This is a genomic window from Megasphaera stantonii, assembly GCF_003367905.1.
Lineage (GTDB): Bacteria > Bacillota > Negativicutes > Veillonellales > Megasphaeraceae > Megasphaera > Megasphaera stantonii.
The window spans coordinates 1,461,065-1,478,156 of record NZ_CP029462.1 but is presented as its reverse complement, the minus strand read 5'-3'; the positions used below and the strand labels follow the sequence as shown (position 1 = coordinate 1,478,156).

General features: G+C 54.4%; 21 protein-coding genes. 8 read left to right on the top strand and 13 right to left on the bottom strand.

The features are described from left to right. Positions 1–3: 3 nt before the first annotated feature. From DKB62_RS06910 to DKB62_RS06900, 3 genes are read right to left on the bottom strand one after another with little or no spacing between them, the layout of a single operon-like run. Positions 4–1,119 (bottom strand): sensor histidine kinase, encoded by a 1,116-nt coding sequence (locus DKB62_RS06910; protein ID WP_107196015.1) that lies wholly within the window; start codon positions 1,117–1,119, stop codon positions 4–6. Then, the gene (locus DKB62_RS06905; RefSeq protein ID WP_107196014.1) at positions 1,116–1,814 is read right to left on the bottom strand and encodes a response regulator transcription factor; all 699 of its coding nucleotides are present in this window, start codon (positions 1,812–1,814) and stop codon (positions 1,116–1,118) included. Before DKB62_RS06905 ends, DKB62_RS06910 begins: the two co-directional genes overlap by 4 nt. Positions 1,815–1,873: 59 nt before the next feature. Next, positions 1,874–2,305: a MerR family transcriptional regulator gene (locus DKB62_RS06900; protein ID WP_087478413.1), complete on the bottom strand. Its 432-nt coding sequence runs from the start codon at positions 2,303–2,305 to the stop codon at positions 1,874–1,876. Positions 2,306–2,456: 151 nt separating this feature from the next. Between DKB62_RS06900 and DKB62_RS06895 the strand changes: the two genes are divergently transcribed. From DKB62_RS06895 to DKB62_RS06885, 4 genes are all read left to right on the top strand, one after another. Beyond that, positions 2,457–2,717 carry a hypothetical protein gene (locus tag DKB62_RS06895; protein ID WP_162860294.1) on the top strand — a complete coding sequence of 87 codons (261 nt, stop codon included), beginning with the start codon at positions 2,457–2,459 and terminating at the stop codon, positions 2,715–2,717. Between the two features lie 96 nt (positions 2,718–2,813). Beyond that, positions 2,814–3,071, top strand: a complete 258-nt coding sequence (locus DKB62_RS12685; RefSeq protein ID WP_198643491.1) for an AraC family ligand binding domain-containing protein — start codon at positions 2,814–2,816, stop codon at positions 3,069–3,071. Between the two features lie 16 nt (positions 3,072–3,087). Beyond that, positions 3,088–3,660: a helix-turn-helix domain-containing protein gene (locus tag DKB62_RS06890; RefSeq protein WP_198643490.1), complete on the top strand. Its 573-nt coding sequence runs from the start codon at positions 3,088–3,090 to the stop codon at positions 3,658–3,660. Positions 3,661–3,742: 82 nt separating this feature from the next. Continuing rightward, entirely contained in the window at positions 3,743–4,165 is a 423-nt protein-coding gene (locus DKB62_RS06885; protein WP_087478410.1) for a DUF2000 domain-containing protein, read from the top strand. 144 nt (positions 4,166–4,309) lie between these two features. Here the strand turns inward: DKB62_RS06885 and DKB62_RS06880 are convergent, their stop codons facing one another. From DKB62_RS06880 to DKB62_RS06865, 4 genes are all read right to left on the bottom strand, one after another. After that, positions 4,310–4,684, bottom strand: a complete 375-nt coding sequence (locus DKB62_RS06880; RefSeq protein WP_107196012.1) for a winged helix-turn-helix transcriptional regulator — start codon at positions 4,682–4,684, stop codon at positions 4,310–4,312. A gap of 57 nt (positions 4,685–4,741) precedes the next feature. After that, complete coding sequence (locus DKB62_RS06875; protein WP_240320083.1) at positions 4,742–4,948, bottom strand: ATP-binding protein; 207 nt, start codon at positions 4,946–4,948, stop codon at positions 4,742–4,744. A 123-nt stretch (positions 4,949–5,071) separates the two neighbouring features. After that, positions 5,072–5,467: a pyridoxamine 5'-phosphate oxidase family protein gene (locus DKB62_RS06870; protein WP_198643489.1), complete on the bottom strand. Its 396-nt coding sequence runs from the start codon at positions 5,465–5,467 to the stop codon at positions 5,072–5,074. 117 nt (positions 5,468–5,584) lie between these two features. After that, a complete protein-coding gene (locus tag DKB62_RS06865; RefSeq protein WP_115759891.1) occupies positions 5,585–6,601 on the bottom strand; it encodes an IS30 family transposase in 1,017 nt (338 codons plus the stop codon). A gap of 183 nt (positions 6,602–6,784) precedes the next feature. Here DKB62_RS06865 and DKB62_RS06860 point away from each other — a divergent pair, with 183 nt between their 5' ends. Further along, entirely contained in the window at positions 6,785–8,110 is a 1,326-nt protein-coding gene (locus tag DKB62_RS06860) for an ISLre2 family transposase (RefSeq protein ID WP_240320081.1), read from the top strand. Between the two features lie 340 nt (positions 8,111–8,450). Here DKB62_RS06860 and DKB62_RS06855 read toward each other — a convergent pair whose 3' ends face one another. From DKB62_RS06855 to DKB62_RS06840, 5 genes are all read right to left on the bottom strand, one after another. Next, entirely contained in the window at positions 8,451–8,705 is a 255-nt protein-coding gene (locus DKB62_RS06855) for a hypothetical protein (protein ID WP_107196307.1), read from the bottom strand. A gap of 212 nt (positions 8,706–8,917) precedes the next feature. Beyond that, a complete protein-coding gene (locus DKB62_RS12560; protein ID WP_157949725.1) occupies positions 8,918–9,094 on the bottom strand; it encodes a hypothetical protein in 177 nt (58 codons plus the stop codon). A gap of 159 nt (positions 9,095–9,253) precedes the next feature. Then, a complete protein-coding gene (panD, locus tag DKB62_RS06850; RefSeq protein ID WP_087478858.1) occupies positions 9,254–9,637 on the bottom strand; it encodes an aspartate 1-decarboxylase in 384 nt (127 codons plus the stop codon). Further along, positions 9,634–10,491 carry a pantoate--beta-alanine ligase gene (gene panC, locus DKB62_RS06845; RefSeq protein WP_107196306.1) on the bottom strand — a complete coding sequence of 286 codons (858 nt, stop codon included), beginning with the start codon at positions 10,489–10,491 and terminating at the stop codon, positions 9,634–9,636. The genes panD and panC overlap by 4 nt, the downstream gene beginning before the upstream one ends. Positions 10,492–10,506: 15 nt before the next feature. Further along, positions 10,507–11,469 carry a bile acid:sodium symporter family protein gene (locus tag DKB62_RS06840; RefSeq protein ID WP_107196305.1) on the bottom strand — a complete coding sequence of 321 codons (963 nt, stop codon included), beginning with the start codon at positions 11,467–11,469 and terminating at the stop codon, positions 10,507–10,509. Positions 11,470–12,083: 614 nt separating this feature from the next. Between DKB62_RS06840 and DKB62_RS06835 the strand changes: the two genes are divergently transcribed. The 3 genes from DKB62_RS06835 to DKB62_RS06825 all read left to right on the top strand — a co-directional run bounded on the left by DKB62_RS06835 (position 12,084) and on the right by DKB62_RS06825 (position 16,207). Further along, positions 12,084–12,908 carry an undecaprenyl-diphosphate phosphatase gene (locus tag DKB62_RS06835; RefSeq protein WP_107196304.1) on the top strand — a complete coding sequence of 275 codons (825 nt, stop codon included), beginning with the start codon at positions 12,084–12,086 and terminating at the stop codon, positions 12,906–12,908. A gap of 315 nt (positions 12,909–13,223) precedes the next feature. Then, complete coding sequence (locus tag DKB62_RS06830) at positions 13,224–14,696, top strand: sodium:solute symporter family protein (RefSeq protein WP_232818815.1); 1,473 nt, start codon at positions 13,224–13,226, stop codon at positions 14,694–14,696. A gap of 188 nt (positions 14,697–14,884) precedes the next feature. Further along, entirely contained in the window at positions 14,885–16,207 is a 1,323-nt protein-coding gene (locus tag DKB62_RS06825; protein ID WP_107196303.1) for an MATE family efflux transporter, read from the top strand. Positions 16,208–16,240: 33 nt separating this feature from the next. On the opposite strand, the gene DKB62_RS06820 is transcribed toward DKB62_RS06825, so the two are convergent. After that, positions 16,241–17,053 (bottom strand): basic amino acid ABC transporter substrate-binding protein, encoded by an 813-nt coding sequence (locus DKB62_RS06820; RefSeq protein ID WP_107196302.1) that lies wholly within the window; start codon positions 17,051–17,053, stop codon positions 16,241–16,243. Positions 17,054–17,092 lie beyond the last annotated feature (39 nt).

Here is a 17,092-nt window from a genome sequence, read left to right as displayed (position 1 = left end):
GTCTCAGCCCAGGGGAAGGTATATGTAAAAGGTCGTGCCCTTGCCGACTTCGCTTTCCACGTCAAGCAGGCCGCCGTGGCTGACGACGAACTGCTTCGCCAGGGCCAGCCCGATGCCGCTGCCGCCGCTCTTACGGCTCCGCGATTTTTCGCCGCGGTAGAAATATTGGAAAATATGGGGCAAGTCTTCAGGAGAAATGCCATTTCCCGTATCGGCAATAGAGACTAGAACGTACTCTTTTCCTTCCTTGACGGCCCGCTCCGTAGTTACGGCTATCGTATCGCCCCGGTTGATATAGCGGATAGCGTTGTTCAAAATATTGTAGACGACTTGGTTGATCCGGTCCACGTCGATGGAGACATTCGGCAGCTCAGGGCATAGGTGCAGCCGGACGGTCAGCTCCTTTTCGTCGCACAAGGGCTGGAGCATGCTGACGGCCCGTTCCAGCAGTATGTTTATATCGGCCCGTTCCTTATGGAGGACGAGCTTGTCGATTTCCGCTAAAGACAAATCGTTCAAATCCTGTACCAATCGCCCCAGCCGCAGGACTTCGTCTTCCATGGACAAAAACATCTTTTTGTTGGCCGGAATGACGTCGTCGATCATGCCTTCCAAGTTTCCCTGGATAATCGCCAAGGGCGTCCGCAGCTCGTGGGCTACGCTGGCAAAGAGGTGGCGGCGCATGGTTTCGTTTTGCTCCAGCTCCGTCGACATGTCGTTGAAGGTCTTGGCCAGGATGCCCACTTCGTCCATCCGTTCTACAGGTACGGTCTGCCCGAATTTCCCTTCCTGTACGGAACGCACGGCCTCAGTCAGGGAGAGAAGGGGACGGACGAGCTTCTGCACGACGATGTAGCTGACGCCGACGCTGATGACCGTCATGCCCAGGCCGACCCACAGGAGGGAGCGATGGATGGACTCGACGTACTGCAGCTCCGCTGCGCCGCGCATCATGTGATGCCCCATGCCCATTCCCCGGCGGGGAGCCATCTGCAGGTATTGGGTGAAATGCGTATCCATCTGGCTGTTTACCAAAAAGAGGATGACGGCAATCGTCACGGCCAGCAGGATGAAGACCATCGCCGTCAGGCGGAATACTAAGCTGTCTGTCCGTTTCATAGGCCGCCTCCGGAAAACTTATAGCCGATGCCGTATACGGTCAGAATATACGTCGGCTTGGCCGGCTCCGGCTCTATTTTTTTGCGCAGGTTGCGGACGTGCGTATCGATGGTCCGCTCATAGCCTTCAAAGCCGTAGCCGCCCTGGGCCTTTTCCATGATCTGCATGCGGCTGAACACCCGGTCCGGCGAAGAGGCCAGGGCGTCGAGGATGTTGAACTCCGTCGGCGTCAGCACGATGGGCTCGCCGCTGCGGAACACGGTGAACTTGTCCCTGTCGATGAGCAAATCCCTGACAGCGTAGCAAGACGAGCTCTGAATGACTTCGCCCCGGGCCCGGCGCAGCAGGCTGTGGACGCGGGCGATGAGTTCCTTGACGTTGAAGGGCTTCGTCACGTAATCGTCGGCGCCGATATTCAGCCCCACGAGGCGGTCCAGCTCGTCGTCCTTGGCCGTCAAGAAGATGATGGGGACGTCGCTGAACTGGCGGACGCGGCGGCAGACTTCAAAGCCGTCCATGACGGGCAGCATCAAATCCAGCACCATAATCTGCGGCTCGTGCCGCCGTACCATCGAGACGGCCGTCATGCCGTCATTGGCAATATATACCAGGCATTGCTCTTGCTCGAAGTAGGAGCGCAGCAGGGCGCACAATTTCTCGTCGTCGTCGACGATGAGGATAGAGTAGGGGACCATAGGATACACCTCCGTAATGTGTCTATGCAGTCAACTATGTTTCACGTGAAACAACGATACTATTTTCCGCCGCCGTGGAGAAATTCGTCGGCGTAGGGCAGGGTGTCCTTGCCCATCATGTGCTTTTCCGTCCCGGCCTCGACGGCCCGGCGATAGTAGTCGCACTTGTGATTGATGACTTCCAGCGATTTCTGCAGCTCGGCGATCTGCTGCTCTACAGCTTCCTTGCGGCGGACAAATAAGTCGTACCGCTCCTTCAAAGAGCTGTCGCCTTCCTGCACCCATTGGGAAAACTGCTTCATCTCGCTGATAGACATGCCCGTCGCTTTCAGGCACTGCAGCACCTGCAGCATAGCTAAATCGACGTCGGAAAAGGCCCGATAGCCCGACTCGCGCCGTTCCAAAAAGGGGAGCAGCCCTTCCTTATCGTAGTAGCGCAGCGTCGTCGCCGGGATATGGGTCATCTTCGCCACCTGCTGAATCGTATACATAGGAAAACCTCCTTAGAGAAGCCTGAGTAAAATTTTTTCAAATTTTTTGAAAGACAAGATTGACTTTAAAGCTAACTTTAATAATATAGTAAGGCTGACCAAACGTCAAGACATTCCGCCAATTTATATACTGTACGATGAAGGAGAGTGCATGATGATGAAATCTCGTATGATGAAAGCAGCCGTCCTCGCCGGGCCCCGTCAGATCGTCGTCAAAGAAGTCGCCGTACCGGAAATTCATCCCGGCGAAATCGAAATCGCCGTGTCGGCCTGCGGCGTCGTCACCGATCCCGGCGACAGCTCGTTTGAAAGACATCGCAAAAAGCTCTCTGCCCGCAGTAATGCATCTGCGGACAGAGAGCTTTGTATCATTATAGAGAAAATGTTTCACGTGAAACACATTGGCGTATAGGCAAAGAGAAGGGCCTCGAAATTCTCTTCGTTGAAGATATATTACAAGCCGCCGGCAAGGCCAAGTGATACAATAAGCCATGAGGGGGAATCACCTATGAGGAAAGAAATTAAGACCCTGGTCTACGACGAGGAGCTCCGCCTGGAAGCCTATCGGTTTGAGGGCATTGGCCGGCCCTTTCCCAACCATTTCCACGACTACTACGTCATCGGGTTCATAGAACAAGGGAAGCGCCGCTTATGGTACAGAAACCGGGAATACGCAATCGGGCCAGGCTGCGTCCTGCTGTTCAATCCCGGCGACACCCACGCCTGCGTTCAGACAGACGGCGGCACCTTAGATTCGGGGATTTAACATCGCAACGGAAATCATGTTAGATTTGGCCGAAGAAATCACGGGGAAAAGGGCGCTGCCGGGATTTTCGCCGGCCGTACTGCGCGACGAAGACGTGTCCTGCTATTTACGGCCCCTCCATGACCTCGTCCTAAACGGCTCCCTGGAATTTGGAAAAGAAGAAAGCCTCCTCTTCATGCTGTCCCTGCTCATGCGGCGCTGCGGACAGCCCTTTGAAGACTGTATTCCCGAATGCCGGGAAGAAATCGAGCAGGCCTGCGCGTTTATGGAGGAACACGCTGCCGAACGCATTTCCCTAGACCAGATATGCCGTCAGGCTGGCTTGAGCAAATCCACCTTACTGCGGGCCTTCACCAAATCAAAGGGCGTCACGCCGTACTGCTATTTGGAAAGCCTCCGCATTGGCAGGGCGAAAAAATTACTGGAACAAGGCGCGTCTCCTATGGAAGCGGCGCTGCAGACGGGATTTTCCGACCAAAGCCACTTCACCAATTACTTTACCCGCTTCATCGGCTTAACGCCCGGCGCTTATAGGGACATCTTTCTAAAAAGCGACGAGGCGAGCAGGGAAGGGCAGGATGCTCCATAGAAGCAGGCCCTTTTCCCATAGCCCATAGGACTCGCAGCAACACAGCGTTCCAATAAAAATAAGAGAAATGAGGTTGAAACCAATGAACGTGCAAAATGAAAAATGTGTCATAGTACTCGACGAACGATTGCCCTTTGGGATCATCGCGAATACGGCGGCAATTCTGGGGATTACCTTAGGAAAGGCCATGCCGGAAGTCGTCGGCGCCGACGTCACCGACAAAACAGGCCGGGAGCACGCCGGCATTATCCAATTTCCCGTCCCCATTTTAAAGGGCGATACGGAAAGCATAAAGGTCCTCCGCGAAAGGCTGTATGAGCCGGAATTTTCTGACGTGACCGTCGTCGACTTTTCCGATTTGGCCCAGGGCTGCAAGACCTACGACGAATTTATAGAGAAGATGAAGGACGCGCCTGAAAGGGACCTGAACTACTTTGGAATCGCCATGTGCGGAGTAAAAAAGAAAATAAACAAATTGACGGGACAGATGCCCCTGCTGCGCTAGACTGCCCCCAGGCAGGAGCGTATCCCTTCATTGCGCCATAAAAAGATCTCCCTCCGCATCGTCGTATTTGCGGACGGAGAGCGTTGTATCGTCGCAGGGAAAACTACGTCATGTTTCACGTGAAACACAACGCCTTCCATCGCATTACAGATAATCGCATCGTTGACATTGCGTCATTTTATGCTCCGTATCTTCTTTGTAAAAGACGCCGGCCCAATGGCAGATACTCTGCAAAATAGGGACGACGGACCGGCCTTTCTCTGTCAGCGAATATTCGACTCTGGGCGGAATTTCATCATAGGATTTACGGAGTACCATCTCGTCGGCTATGAGCTCCTTCAACGTCGAAGCCAGCACGGCGTCGGTAATATTGCTCATTTCCTTGCGCAGCTCGCCGTACCGCAGCGTTTCCATAGCCGCCAGCACGCAGATGATCCGCGATTTCCACTTGCCGCCGAATACGTCCAAACCGTATTCCAGGGGGCAGCGGATATCGGGCTGTAATTTTTTCTGATACATAGGCGACACTTCCTTTTTTCTTTTATTGTACCATGCCGGTTCATTATGGTTAAGCAGCTATGAAATGTACGAGCCTTTTTCTTGCAGCCGGACAGCCTTCTTATGGCACACGGCGGCGCACGCGCCGCATCCGATGCAGGCATCCTGCCGTACTGCGCAAATCCATCCCGGCATCATGCGAATTGCCCCGACGGGACATAGGCCTATGCAGGCTCCGCAGCCGACGCAGACTGTTTGGTCAATATACGCCGTATACATCTTCATCTCTCCTTACGCCGCTCTTCCTTATAAAAGGAGCCCGAAAACAAAGACATGTCTTCAGGCTCGCCGCCGTATCATACTCATGCAGCTAAAGGTATCGCCGCGTACCGTTATTTTTCCTTTAGTTTATAATACTTTCTTATTGTCTGCGCCGGGCGTCGTCACGATAACCTGTTCCGTAGAAATAATTAAAGCGCCTTTAGCTGTCGCCGCGCCGTTGAACATCGCTTCGACCATGTTCTTAAACGTATCGACGACAGGGCCTTCCGTCACGTATTCGGCGACGCCTTTAATCTGATACCCTTCCAGGCTTTGCCCGTCATATACGGAAATCGCGATTTTGCCGCCGTTGGCCTTGATATTGCGCAGCGTCGTTTCTAAAAATACGTCGCCGACGACCAATTTGCCATCTTCCGTCATGTCTTTAAAGGCGACGGGCACGACGTTCGGTTCGCCGTCCGCGCAGGTAGCCAAATCCCAAATGCCCGACTTCAATAACGCTATAACCTGTTCATTCATCATGATGCATACCTCCCATGCAATGCCTCTTAATTGATTTTGTCTGAACTCATTATAAAAAATTAACTCGCGGCGAACAATATATTAGGTAAATTGCAAGTTGAATTTGAACAACCATAATCAGGAAACACACTCACTAGCATAAACTTCATCGAGGAATGCATCAAATAGCTCTGACGGCGTATGGTAGCCCAAAACACGCCGTGGGCGCTGGTTCAGCGTATCTGCCATGTTCAGGATATCCTCATCAGAGAACCGCTCCATGGACATGCCCTTTGGGATGAAATCCCTCAGCAGGCCATTGTGGCGTTCGTTCTGAGCCCGCTCCCATGAGCTGTACGGATGTGTAAAGTATATCTTAGTACCGAGGCTCTCGAACTGCGATAAGTTCTCAAACTCTGGACCGTTATCGGCCGTCATCGTCTTAAAGATCTGGCTGAAGTACTCTGCGCCATATCGCTCCTGCAACTGTGCAAGAGCAGCTTCAACGCCGGCGCAGGTACGTCCAGGAATTCGGATAGCGATGTAGTTGCGCGTAACCTTTTCAACAGCGGTGAAGACTACTGCCTCACGGCCTGCGCGCCGACCAACGACCGTATCCACTTCCCAGTGGCCCATCTCGGTACCATCATCGACGACGGCAGGACGTTCCTCAATGGAGCGGCCCTTCATACGTTTGTTCTTACGCACCCATTTGCGGCGGCGTTTGTGCTTCAAGACCTGCGGTACCTCGAAGAGTGACAGTGGAAGTTTGTTAGCCCAAAGCATGTTGTAGAGCGTCTTGGTACAGGGAATCTGTTCCGGCGTAAATAGCTTATTTTGTCTGGCATAGCCAACGCAGGCATCCAGTGACCAGCGTTCCTGGCGGACTCGTTCCACCATCCATTGGATAAACAGCTCGCAGTCGTCATGATCGATTTTACAAGGCTTCCTGGAGCTCTTGCGATTCTCTGCATAAGCCTTCTGACCGCGCTTTGCCATATACTGAGGGGCACGACCGTGCTTGCTTTTCCGATCCGGCGTTCCACGCCGAAGTTCATAGAAAACAGTCGTATGAGCACATCCTACTGCGGCAGCGATGTTGCGAAGGGAAAGCCCCTGGCGATGCAGGGCCTGAATCATGCCACGTTCCTCCAAAGAAAGATGGGTTAGTGTAAAATAATTGTGGGAAAACTTTACTGCACAAAAGTGAAGAACATATAAAAAGAGAAGGAACTTCTTTGGTATAATGAAATCACCACAATCTCACGCAAAGGAGTCCTTCTCATGAACATTATACAACAGATTCTTTCTCTCAGTACAGACTTTTTTAATACAAACATGGAATCGTTAGTAACGGGCCAGGCGTCCCTGACCGACGTGACGCTGGCTGTACAAGAGTTTGTGCAGAACCTGGGGCGGGAGGTGTTGTCGGCAATGTTAGAACAGGCCGATGAAGCCATCTATGAAACGGTGAAGCCGCAACGTACCTATCAGATCAAAGAAACAGCCCGTTCGCGTACCTTGGTAACCACGTTTGGAGAAATCACCTTTCACCGCCGGTATTACCGACAGAAAGACACGGGCCGCTACACCTATCTGCTGGACGAATGGTGCCAGCTACCGGCGTACAGCCGGATCGAGGCTTCCTGTCAGGCCCGAATGGCAGAACATGCCAAGGATATGAGTTATGCGAAAGCAGCCCAAGTAGCCACTCCGGTCCCGGTAAGCAAACAGAGCGTGCGGAACGTCTTATGCCGGTTGGGGACGATCCCCAATACGGCGGCTCCCCTGCCGGAACGGAGGCCGAAGGTATCCGAACTGTTCATCGAAGCCGACGAAGACCATGTGGCTATGCAGCAGGGAAACAGCCGGCAGCTGCGGCTGGCCTATGTATATGAAGGGAAAGTAGCGGAGGGAAAAAAACGGAGAACACTGACAGCCAAACGGGTGTTTACGGGATATGGGATGCCTTGGAAGGAAATCAAGGAATATATCCAAACCGTATACGACAGTCCAGAGATTACGATTCTGGGAGACGGGGCGGCGTGGATACAGAGCGCGACGTCGTACCTGGAAAAGAGCCGCTGCGTCACGGACGGATTTCATGTTGTCAAATACTTGCGGCAGATAGCGGGGACGGAAACGATCCAACCTCTGTATGACGCCTTGCTGGCCAATGACCGGGAGCAATTCTGCTGGGAAGCTGAACAGAAGATACGGCACCGTCCGTATCGGAGAAAGGCGATTCGAAGAGGTCAGCAATATATCCTGAACCATTGGGAAGGGATTCGGGACTGGCTGCAGAACCGGGAGACATTCGCCAGCAGTACGGAAGGTCATGTCAGCCATATCCTGTCGGCCCGGCTGAGCTCACGTGGAATGGGCTGGAGCAAAGACGGGGCGGAACGGATTGCCCGATTGCGGACGCTGGCAGAAAACGGCGGCGACGTGTGGCGCTATGCCTTAGATTGCCTGACGAAGAAACACTCCGATACAGTACCAGACCTGAATGAACAGGAATTGACGAGGCAATGCCGACGCCGGCGGCTGCCGTACTGCGTGTATGATGCAGAGCACAGCTGCCGTATGCCGGGGAGCGAAGGCGCATTACACGGAAGATGGATGAAAGATATCCAAAACAGTGGATATCACCATATACATTAGATACTAAAAGGCCGGATTTACATGCCAAGATGTTTCTGTCAAATATATACCCACAACAACTTGACACTGTCGAAAGATGGCGGCCGGGTGTACGTACGTCCTCAATTGTGTTAGAATGGATGTGATCCATAGTGATTGCTCCTTTGTTGATGATTTCTCGCAAAACCATTTTAACATGAAGCTTCACTATGGATTTTTGTTTTTTTTGATTACCTGTTCAAATTCATTTTACAATTAACCGAACAATATATTAGCAAATTTATAAGTCGCTCATAAATTTATGAGCGGCAGAAAAAACAAGCTCCCTCCGGAGGGATATCCGCTGAAGGGAGCTTGTCCGTTATTTCTGTGTCACTGTCTGGGCGTCGTTCTGATGGCAGTAGCCGCGGTGGTGGTGATGCCCTCGTCCCTGGCCGCGTCCCCGGCCGTCGCCGTAAGGGCAGTCCTGATGATAAGGGCAGGTATACTGGCTCTGGCTCTGATTCGTCAGAGCCGTATCCGCCGTTCCGTCGGCGGCAAAGGCTGCCGTACAGCCGACTAAGGCGACGACTGCCAAGATATACCGGAATTTTTTAGCCATAATGATCGTTTTCATACTATACCTCCTATGCTGAAATCCATTGTATGATGTGTTCCTGATTACAAGTACAGTATATAAGAGGCCTGTGAACAAAGAATGGAGAAGTTATGAAGAAAGTATGAAGATTTTCATCATCCGAAAGGGCGGGCAAGAATAGACAAAAAAAGCTTTCTCTCCTCATCTGCAATGGATAAGGAGAGAAAGCTTTTTACGCTCCTGCGCCAGCGCTACCAGCCGCAGCCGTGATGATGGCCGTGGCCGGAGCCGTCGTGGCAATAGGAATAGGCGTCGGGGCTGACCTGAACGGAAGCAGCCTGTCCGTCAGCGGCAAAGGCCGCCGTGCAGCCGGCGAAGGCCATGACGGCCAGGGCGACGCGCAGCTTTTTAGCCAAAAAGAGTTTCATAGGTACGCCTCCTTGCAATACGTGAGTTATGTAAAAGAAAGTATATCTGTTCTTCAGTACATCTATAGTATACTGCCTGCCTATGAAAAAGTCATGAAGAAATTGTTAAGAAAATGTGAAGACAGGAAAGAGGCGTTTCACGTGAAACATGGGCCGGCCTTAATGGGTCTGGCCGTGATGTTCTGCCTGGCGCACTTCGCGGACGGCGTTCTGTCCGTCGACCATGACGACAGTCGGCACGTAGGACCGGGCTTCGTCCTCGGTCATAAAGGCGTAGGCCATAATGATGACCACGTCGCCGGGCTGGACGCAGCGGGCCGCCGCGCCGTTTAGGCAGATGACGCCGGAGTTCTTCGGCCCGGGAATGACGTACGTTTCCAGGCGGGCGCCGTTGTTGTTGTCGACGACCTGGACTCGTTCGTTCGGCAGGATATGGGCCGCTTCCATCAGGGCTTCGTCGATGGTAATGCTTCCCATGTATTGCAGGTTGGCTTCCGTAACGGTAGCGCAGTGGATTTTAGATTTCAGTAAATTCAGTATCATTTTGCGGCATCTCCTAAAATAATGTTGTCGATTAAGCGGGTCTTGCCGATGCGGACGGCGATGGCCAGCAGGCACGGTTCATTCACTGTTTCCACAGGCAGGAGGGCTGGGAAGGAAAACAGGTCTACGTAGTCGATGACGGCCATGGGCTCGCTCTGGATTTCTTCCGTGACGATGGCTTTCAGGGCTTCGGCATTCGTTTCGCCGCCGTCGTAAGCGGCTTTAGCCTTTCTCAGGCTGCGCGACAAGACCAGGGCCGCTTCCTTTTCCGCCGGCGAGAGGTAGGCGTTGCGGGAGCTGCGGGCCAGGCCGCTGTCTTCGCGGACGATGGGCACCATGTTGATGTGAACGGGAATGTTCAAATCATCGACGAAGCGGCGGACGACGACGACCTGCTGGGCGTCTTTCTGGCCGAAAAAGGCTTCGTCAGCCCGGGTAATATTCATGAGCTTCGTGACGACCGTCGCCACGCCGCGGAAGTGGATAGGCCGCTGGGCTCCGCACAGCTTATGGGTAATGTCGCCGTCTACGTTGACGTAGGTGCAGTATCCTTCAGGATACATTTCAGCCGGTTCGGGATGGAACACGGCGTCGACGCCGACGCTTTCCAGCTTGCGGCAGTCTTCTTCAAAGCGGCGCGGATAGGCGTCGAAATCCTCGTTCGGCCCGAACTGGGTCGGGTTGACGAAGACCGAGGCGATGACGACGTCACACTTTTCCTTCGCCGCCCGCATGAGGGTCAGGTGGCCTTCGTGCAGGGCTCCCATCGTCGGGACGAGGCCGATGCATTTTCCTTCTTTTTTTAAGGCAGCCGAAAAGGCCTGCATATCTGCTACAGTTGTAAAAATTTTCATGATAGAAATGCTCCTTTATGCCAAGTGAATTGATTCTACATTCTTTACGTCTACGCGCTTCCGTTCATCGCGGCGGGCAAAGTAGTTCGCTACGATAGAGCCGGAAATATTGTGCCATACGCTGAAAATCGCGCCGGGAATGGCCGCGGCCGGGCTAAAGTACAGGACGGCCAGCGAGGCGGCCATGCCGGAATTCTGCATGCCCACTTCGATGGACACGGTGCGGGCCTTTTTGGAATCCAGGCGGAACAGGCGGGCCATGCCGTATCCCAGGACCAGGCCGAAGGCGTTGTGCAGCACGACGATAGCCGCCATGAGCAGGCCAACGTCCAGCAGGCTTTCAGCCCCCAGGGCCACGACGCCGCCGACGAGCAGGACGATGGTGACGACCGATACGACGGGCATGACAGGCAGTATCTTTTCTACAGTCCTTTCAAAGAAATGGTGCGCCGTCAGCCCCAGCAGCAAGGGCAGGAGGACCATCTGGGCGATGGAAATCATCATGGCCGTAAAGGATACTTCTATCCACGAGCCGGCCAGGAGCCAGGTCAGGGTCGGCGTAACGACCGGCGCCAGTAGGGTCGTCGCCATGGTCATGGAAACGGACAAGGCTACGTCGCCCTTAGCCAGGTAGGAAATGACGTTGGACGCCGTGCCGCCCGGGCAGGTTCCCACTAAGACGACGCCGATAGCCAGCTCCGGCGGCAGGGCGAAGAGCCAGACCAGAAACCAGGCCGCCAGGGGCATGATGAGAAACTGGGCTGCGACGCCCAGCAGGACCTCCCAGGGCCGCTGCAGAACCCGCTTAAAATCCTGAAAGGTGAGAGTCATGCCCATGCCGAACATGACGACGCCCAGCAGCCAGCCCACGTAGGGGCCGACCCAGGTCAGGGTCTGAGGCCGCACGGCCCCGACGACGCCTATGAGAAGGACGAAGAGAGCCATGTTGTTCACTAAAAAGCCGCAACATTTTTTCAAGGTATCAACCTCCTAATAAAATAGTTGGGGCAAAAGAAAAACGCCTTCCGGCGTAGACCGAAAGGCGCACATACACAAGTGCTGCAACCAGCGCGCAGAGACACGAACGCAGCAATTCCCTGCACGCCTGATTATGATGAGTGACCCTTTCTGTCTCGGTCCGTTACGATCCAAGCAGATGCACGTACATCGCGCAAATATAATGATCCGAAAAAGTATAACTCACAAAGGTGATGTCATCTTTTGCCTTGCCCGTATCTTACCACATCGGGCTGAAAGAAACAAGAGCAAAATTTCACAAACTTTTCCCAAGGCGAAAAGAGCAACGCCTCTTCACTGGCCATACCGCAGCAGCATATACAACAATACGTGTTGTCTTATCAAAAAAACGAATTGACAAGATTATCCCCATGCTGTTAAAATAAACTATTATTTGCCGCAGCAAGTTGACATGTATTACCACTACCGGCGGCAATACTTTCTTTATCTGTATGCACATATGTTGTATAAATTAAACGCCGATGCGCGACGATTCCGCGGGCCGTTCTCACTGCCAGGGCAGGGGACGGGCCGGTTTCGCTGCCGTCAGGGTTCACAAAAGAGGAGACCCCCCTATGCTTATTGAAATCGCAAAAGCCGTATTGTTCGGCATCGTCCAGGGCATTACGGAATGGCTACCCATTAGCAGCACAGGCCATATGATCCTGTTGAACGAATTCGTGACCATGAACATGTCGGAAAAATTCATGGAAATGTTTTTCGTCGTCGTCCAGCTCGGCGCCATATTGGCAGTGCTCGTCCTGTTCGGCGACAAGCTCCTGCCCTTTTCCCTTCGCGGCGGCTTCCGCCTCAAGGCCGAAGCCCTGGCCTTATGGCCGAAGATCGTCGCAGCCAGCATTCCCGCCGGCGTCGTCGGCCTGCTGTGGGGCAACGAGCTGAACTCCCTGTTTTTTACCTATCCCGTAGTCATCGTCATGCTGGCCTTGTTCGGCGTCCTGTTTATCGTCGTGGAAAACAGGAACAAGGGAAAAGAGCCGGTTATCAAAACAACAGCCGACCTGACCTACAAGGCCGCCCTGTGGATCGGCTTTTTCCAGCTCATCGCCGCCGTATTTCCCGGGACGTCCCGTTCGGGCTCGACGATTATCGGCGCCCTCATGATCGGCGTATCCCGCGTCGCCGCGGCGGAGTTCACCTTTCTGCTGGCCGTGCCGATTATGATAGGAGCCAGCGCCGTCAAGCTGCTGGACTTCGGCCTCCATTTCACGGCTACGGAGGGAGCCGTCCTCCTGACCGGCATGATCGTGGCCTTCATCGTATCCGTGCTGGCCATCCGCTTCCTCATGTCCTTCATCAAGACCAACGACTTCAAGGTCTTCGGCTGGTACCGGATTATCCTGGCCGCCGTAGCCTCCTTATATTTCTTTATCTTCCAGTAACGAGCCCGGGCTCCTGCAGGCGTTTCCGCAGGGGCCCGATTTTATTTGCCAAAAAATAGATTTATCTATTCAAGTATGAACGCATCTTTTGAGACAAACGTTTAACTTCTTAGAAAAAATATTAAATATTGAGATAAAGGACAAAGGCTATGTAAAATTTATTGGAAAACTGCGGATATTTTCTTCTTTTTTCAATAAACTACCTTGTATTTTTCTCCGTTTTGGAATACAATAATAACATCTTATGTTACTGTTGTTGCATTGTACGGAACTACAGTTGCGATAAACAGCTTTTCTGAAGGGGATGAATGGAAAATGTCTATTCAGTTGTGTATTGTCATTTTATATATCGTCTTATTATTCGCCATTTCATTTTACGTCAAACGGCGGGCCAGCAAAAACCCGACGGAATACTTGTTTGCCGGACGGCGCTTCTCTACGGGCCTCGTCGCCGTCAGCATCACCGGCATGGCCGTCGGCGCCGCATCGACAGTCGGCGTAGCCGAAAGCGCCACGACCATCGGCCTGGCTGCCGGCTGGTACAACGCCGCCTGGGCCATCGGCGCCGTCATCATGGGCTTCGTCGCCGCCGGCAAGTACAGGGCCCTGAATTGTACGACCATTCCCGAGCTCTTTGAACGGAGCTACGATAAAAAGGCCCGGGTCATCAGCGTCATCGGCTTATCTCTCATCATGATCTGCATTACGTCGCTGCAGTACGTCGCCGGCGGGTCTATCCTGCACGCCCTCATGCCCGATATCTTTTCCATGCACGCCGGCATGATTACCAGCGCCGTCGTCTTCATCGGCATTACGGCCATCGGCGGCCTCTGGTCGTCGGGACTGTCCAATATTCTGAGCGTTACGGTCATTTACCTCGGCATCATCTACTCGATGGTGCGCATCCTCATCCGCGACGGCGGCATCAGCGGCATCAACGCCGCCTTGCCCCAGGCTGATTTCGGCTGGTTTACGCCGATGGGCGGCCTGTCCTTCGCCGTCCTCATCGGCTGGATCATCGTCATGACGACCCAGGCCATTACGGCCCAGGGCCCCGTGCAGATCGCCTGCGGCGCCAAAGACGTCAACGCCGCCCGCAAAGGCTATATCTTAGGCGGCATCCTGATTTTCCCCGTCGGCTTCCTCTGCGCCGTACTGGGACTGGCGGCTAAAGCCCAGTTCCCCGAACTGAACCCGACGATGGCCCTGCCGCAGATCATCATGAGTCTCGATCCCTTCTCGTCGGGCATGACCCTGGCAGCGCTTTGGGCGGCTGACGTATCGACGGCCTGCACGATTCTCCTCGGAGCCGGCACCCTCGTCGCCCAGGATATTTTCAAGCGCTTCTTCAAGCCCGATATTTCCCAGGCCAATTACGTCAAGGCCAACCGGCTGATCATCCTGATCATCGGCTTAGGCACGCTGTGGCTGGCCTTCAACGCCGTCGGCATCGTCAAGGTCATGCTCATCGGTTTGAGCCTGACGACGGCCTTCACGCTGGTCTTCCTGTGCACCATGTTCTGCCCGTCCCTATGCCGTAAAAACACAGCCTTCTGGACGACTCTCGTCGGCATCGTCGGCCTCGTGGCCTGGCAGCTGTTCCCGGAAGTCCGCGTACTGCCGCACGTCATCTACTTCGAATGGCTCATCTGCATCATCACGCTCCTCGTCGTCCGCGTCGTCGACAAGACGCCGATTACGCTGCCTACCGTCAAGGCGGAATACGCCGAAGAAACGAAGCCGGTGCAGCGCGTGCTCCCTTCGGGCTCGGTCAAAACGGCGAACTAATTGCATACGCCTCGTACAAGCAGTCAGGCCTGCGGGCCTGGCTGCTTTTTGTATCGCCGAAGACGGGGCGAATCTTGACCGGTGAAAAAATATACGATATAGTAAACGTACGGGTGAGCACCTACCGACAGTCAGGCTGAAAAGTCTGGCTGTTTTTTTCTATATCAGAGGAGAGGGGAGTCCAAGCCATGACCCTGTATTCCAAAGACCATCCTGCCGCCGTCCTGCTCGTCTTCAGCCTGCCCTTGATCCTGAGCGGGATGCTGCAGCAGCTGTACAGCTGGGCCGACGCCTATATCGTCGGCCACGTCGTCGGCGAAGAGGCCCTGGCCGCCGTCGGCATGACGACGGCTGTGAGCAATTTGTTTACTATGTCCATGACGGGCTTTACCCTGGGCCTGTCCATCTTAGCCGCCCAGAAATACGGCAAAAAAGAATACGAGACGCTGCCCCGCATCTTGTCGGCCTTTCTCGTCCTCCTCGTCCCGGCCTGCGCCCTCTGTGCCGCCGCCGGCTGTATCTGGGAGAAAGCCCTTCTCGACGCCCTCCGCACGCCGGCGGACATCGCCGAGTTTACGGGCCAGTACCTGCGCGTCATCCTGCTCGGCATGCCCTTTCTGGCTGTCTATAATCTCTACTCGGCCCTGCTGCGGGCCATCGGCGACAGCAGGACGCCCTTTTTCGCCATCGTCCTGTCGTCTGTCGTCAACGTCGTCCTCGACCTCGTCTTCGTCGCCGTCTGCCGCTGGGGCGTAAGCGGGGCGGCCTGGGCTACGAGTATATCGCAAATCGCCATGGCCATCTTCATCGTCTGGTACGCAGAAACGAAGCGGCCCCTGCTGCACCTGTCCCTGAAAGAAAAACTCGTCCAGCCCCATATCGTCGCCCAGGGATGGCGGTTCGCCCTGCCGCCGGCCGTCCAGAGCAGCGTCATGGCCCTGGGTAATATGGCCCTCCAGCAGTTTATGAACGGCTTTGGCTCTGCTACCGTAGCCGCCGTTACGACGGCTTACCGCATCGACCTCATCATGCTTCTTCCCATCATCAACCTCGGCTCGGCCGTCTCGACGATGGTCGCTCAGAGCAAGGGGGCCGGCAATTTAACCAAGGCTCAATCGTTCTGCCGGTACGGCGTCGCCCTGAACGCAGTCATTTCCTTCCTGCTCATGGTCGTCATGGCGGCCTTCGGCGGCAAGCTGGTAGCCCTGTTCGGCGTTGGAGCCGAAGCGGCGTCCATCGGCAGCGAATTCTTCCGGCAAATCGCCGTCTACTACCTGTGCTTCGGCATCGCCTCAGCCCTCCGCGGCACCGTAGAGGGGATGGGCCTGGTCCTGTATTCCAGCATCGTCGGCATCGCGTCCCTGCTGGCCCGCATCGCCTTATCCTACGCCCTGGCCCCATATCTCGGCAACATGGCCATCGCCCACGCCGAAGGGCTGCAGTGGATCGTCATGCTGATATGCTACGTCCCGTACATCCTATGGCAAAAAAAACAGGCTGGCTCGCCGTAATATGCGCGAGTCAGCCTGTTTGCACAGACAATATTATTTTAACGCTTCTTCAGCCGTAGCCGGCAGATTAGGAGCGTCCGTATTGAACCACTGTTTATACAATTTCTGGAATTCTCCCGTTTCCTTCAGCTTCGCCAGGGCCGCGTTGACTTCCTTCTGCAGCTCCGTGTTGTTCTTATTGAGGGCGAAGGCTAAGTATTCCGATTTCGTATCGGGAATGTCGATGATTTCATACTTGCCCTTGCCGTCCTGAGCCAGGAAGTAATCGGCTACGGGCTTATCCAGAATGCCGGCCTGGGCGCCGCCGACCTGCAAATCCATGATGAGCTCGGAGTTGTGGTCAAACTGCTTGATGTTCAAGCCCTTCTGTTCGGCATAGCCTGCGCCGGTCGTGCCCATCTGCACGGCTACGGTCTTGCCCTGCAAGTCGTCGATAGACGTGATGCCGCTGCCGTTGGGAGCGAGGATAACCAGCTTCGATTCGTAGAAGGGAGCGGCGAAGAGGACGTTCTTAGCCCGTTCCTGGGTCATCGTCATACCGGCGGCGGCAATATCCATATCGCCCTGCTGGATGACCGGAATGATGCCGGAGAAGGGAAGGTTGTTAATCTGGACTTCCCGGCCCAGTTCCTTGCCGACGGCCTTGATCAAATCCATTTCAAAGCCCTTGTAATCTTCGGGATTGGCGTCGTCCTTAAACTCAAAGGGCACAAAGGTGGCGTTGGTCGCGACGCGGAGCGGTTCCTTCTTTTCGGCAGCCGCCTTGTCCTGGCCGCCGCAGCCGGCAATCATCGACGCGGCCATCATGCCGGCCAAGGCTGTAACAACGTATTTTGTAAATTTCATATCGTTCATCCCCTTAGTAATCTCAAATACATATGAATT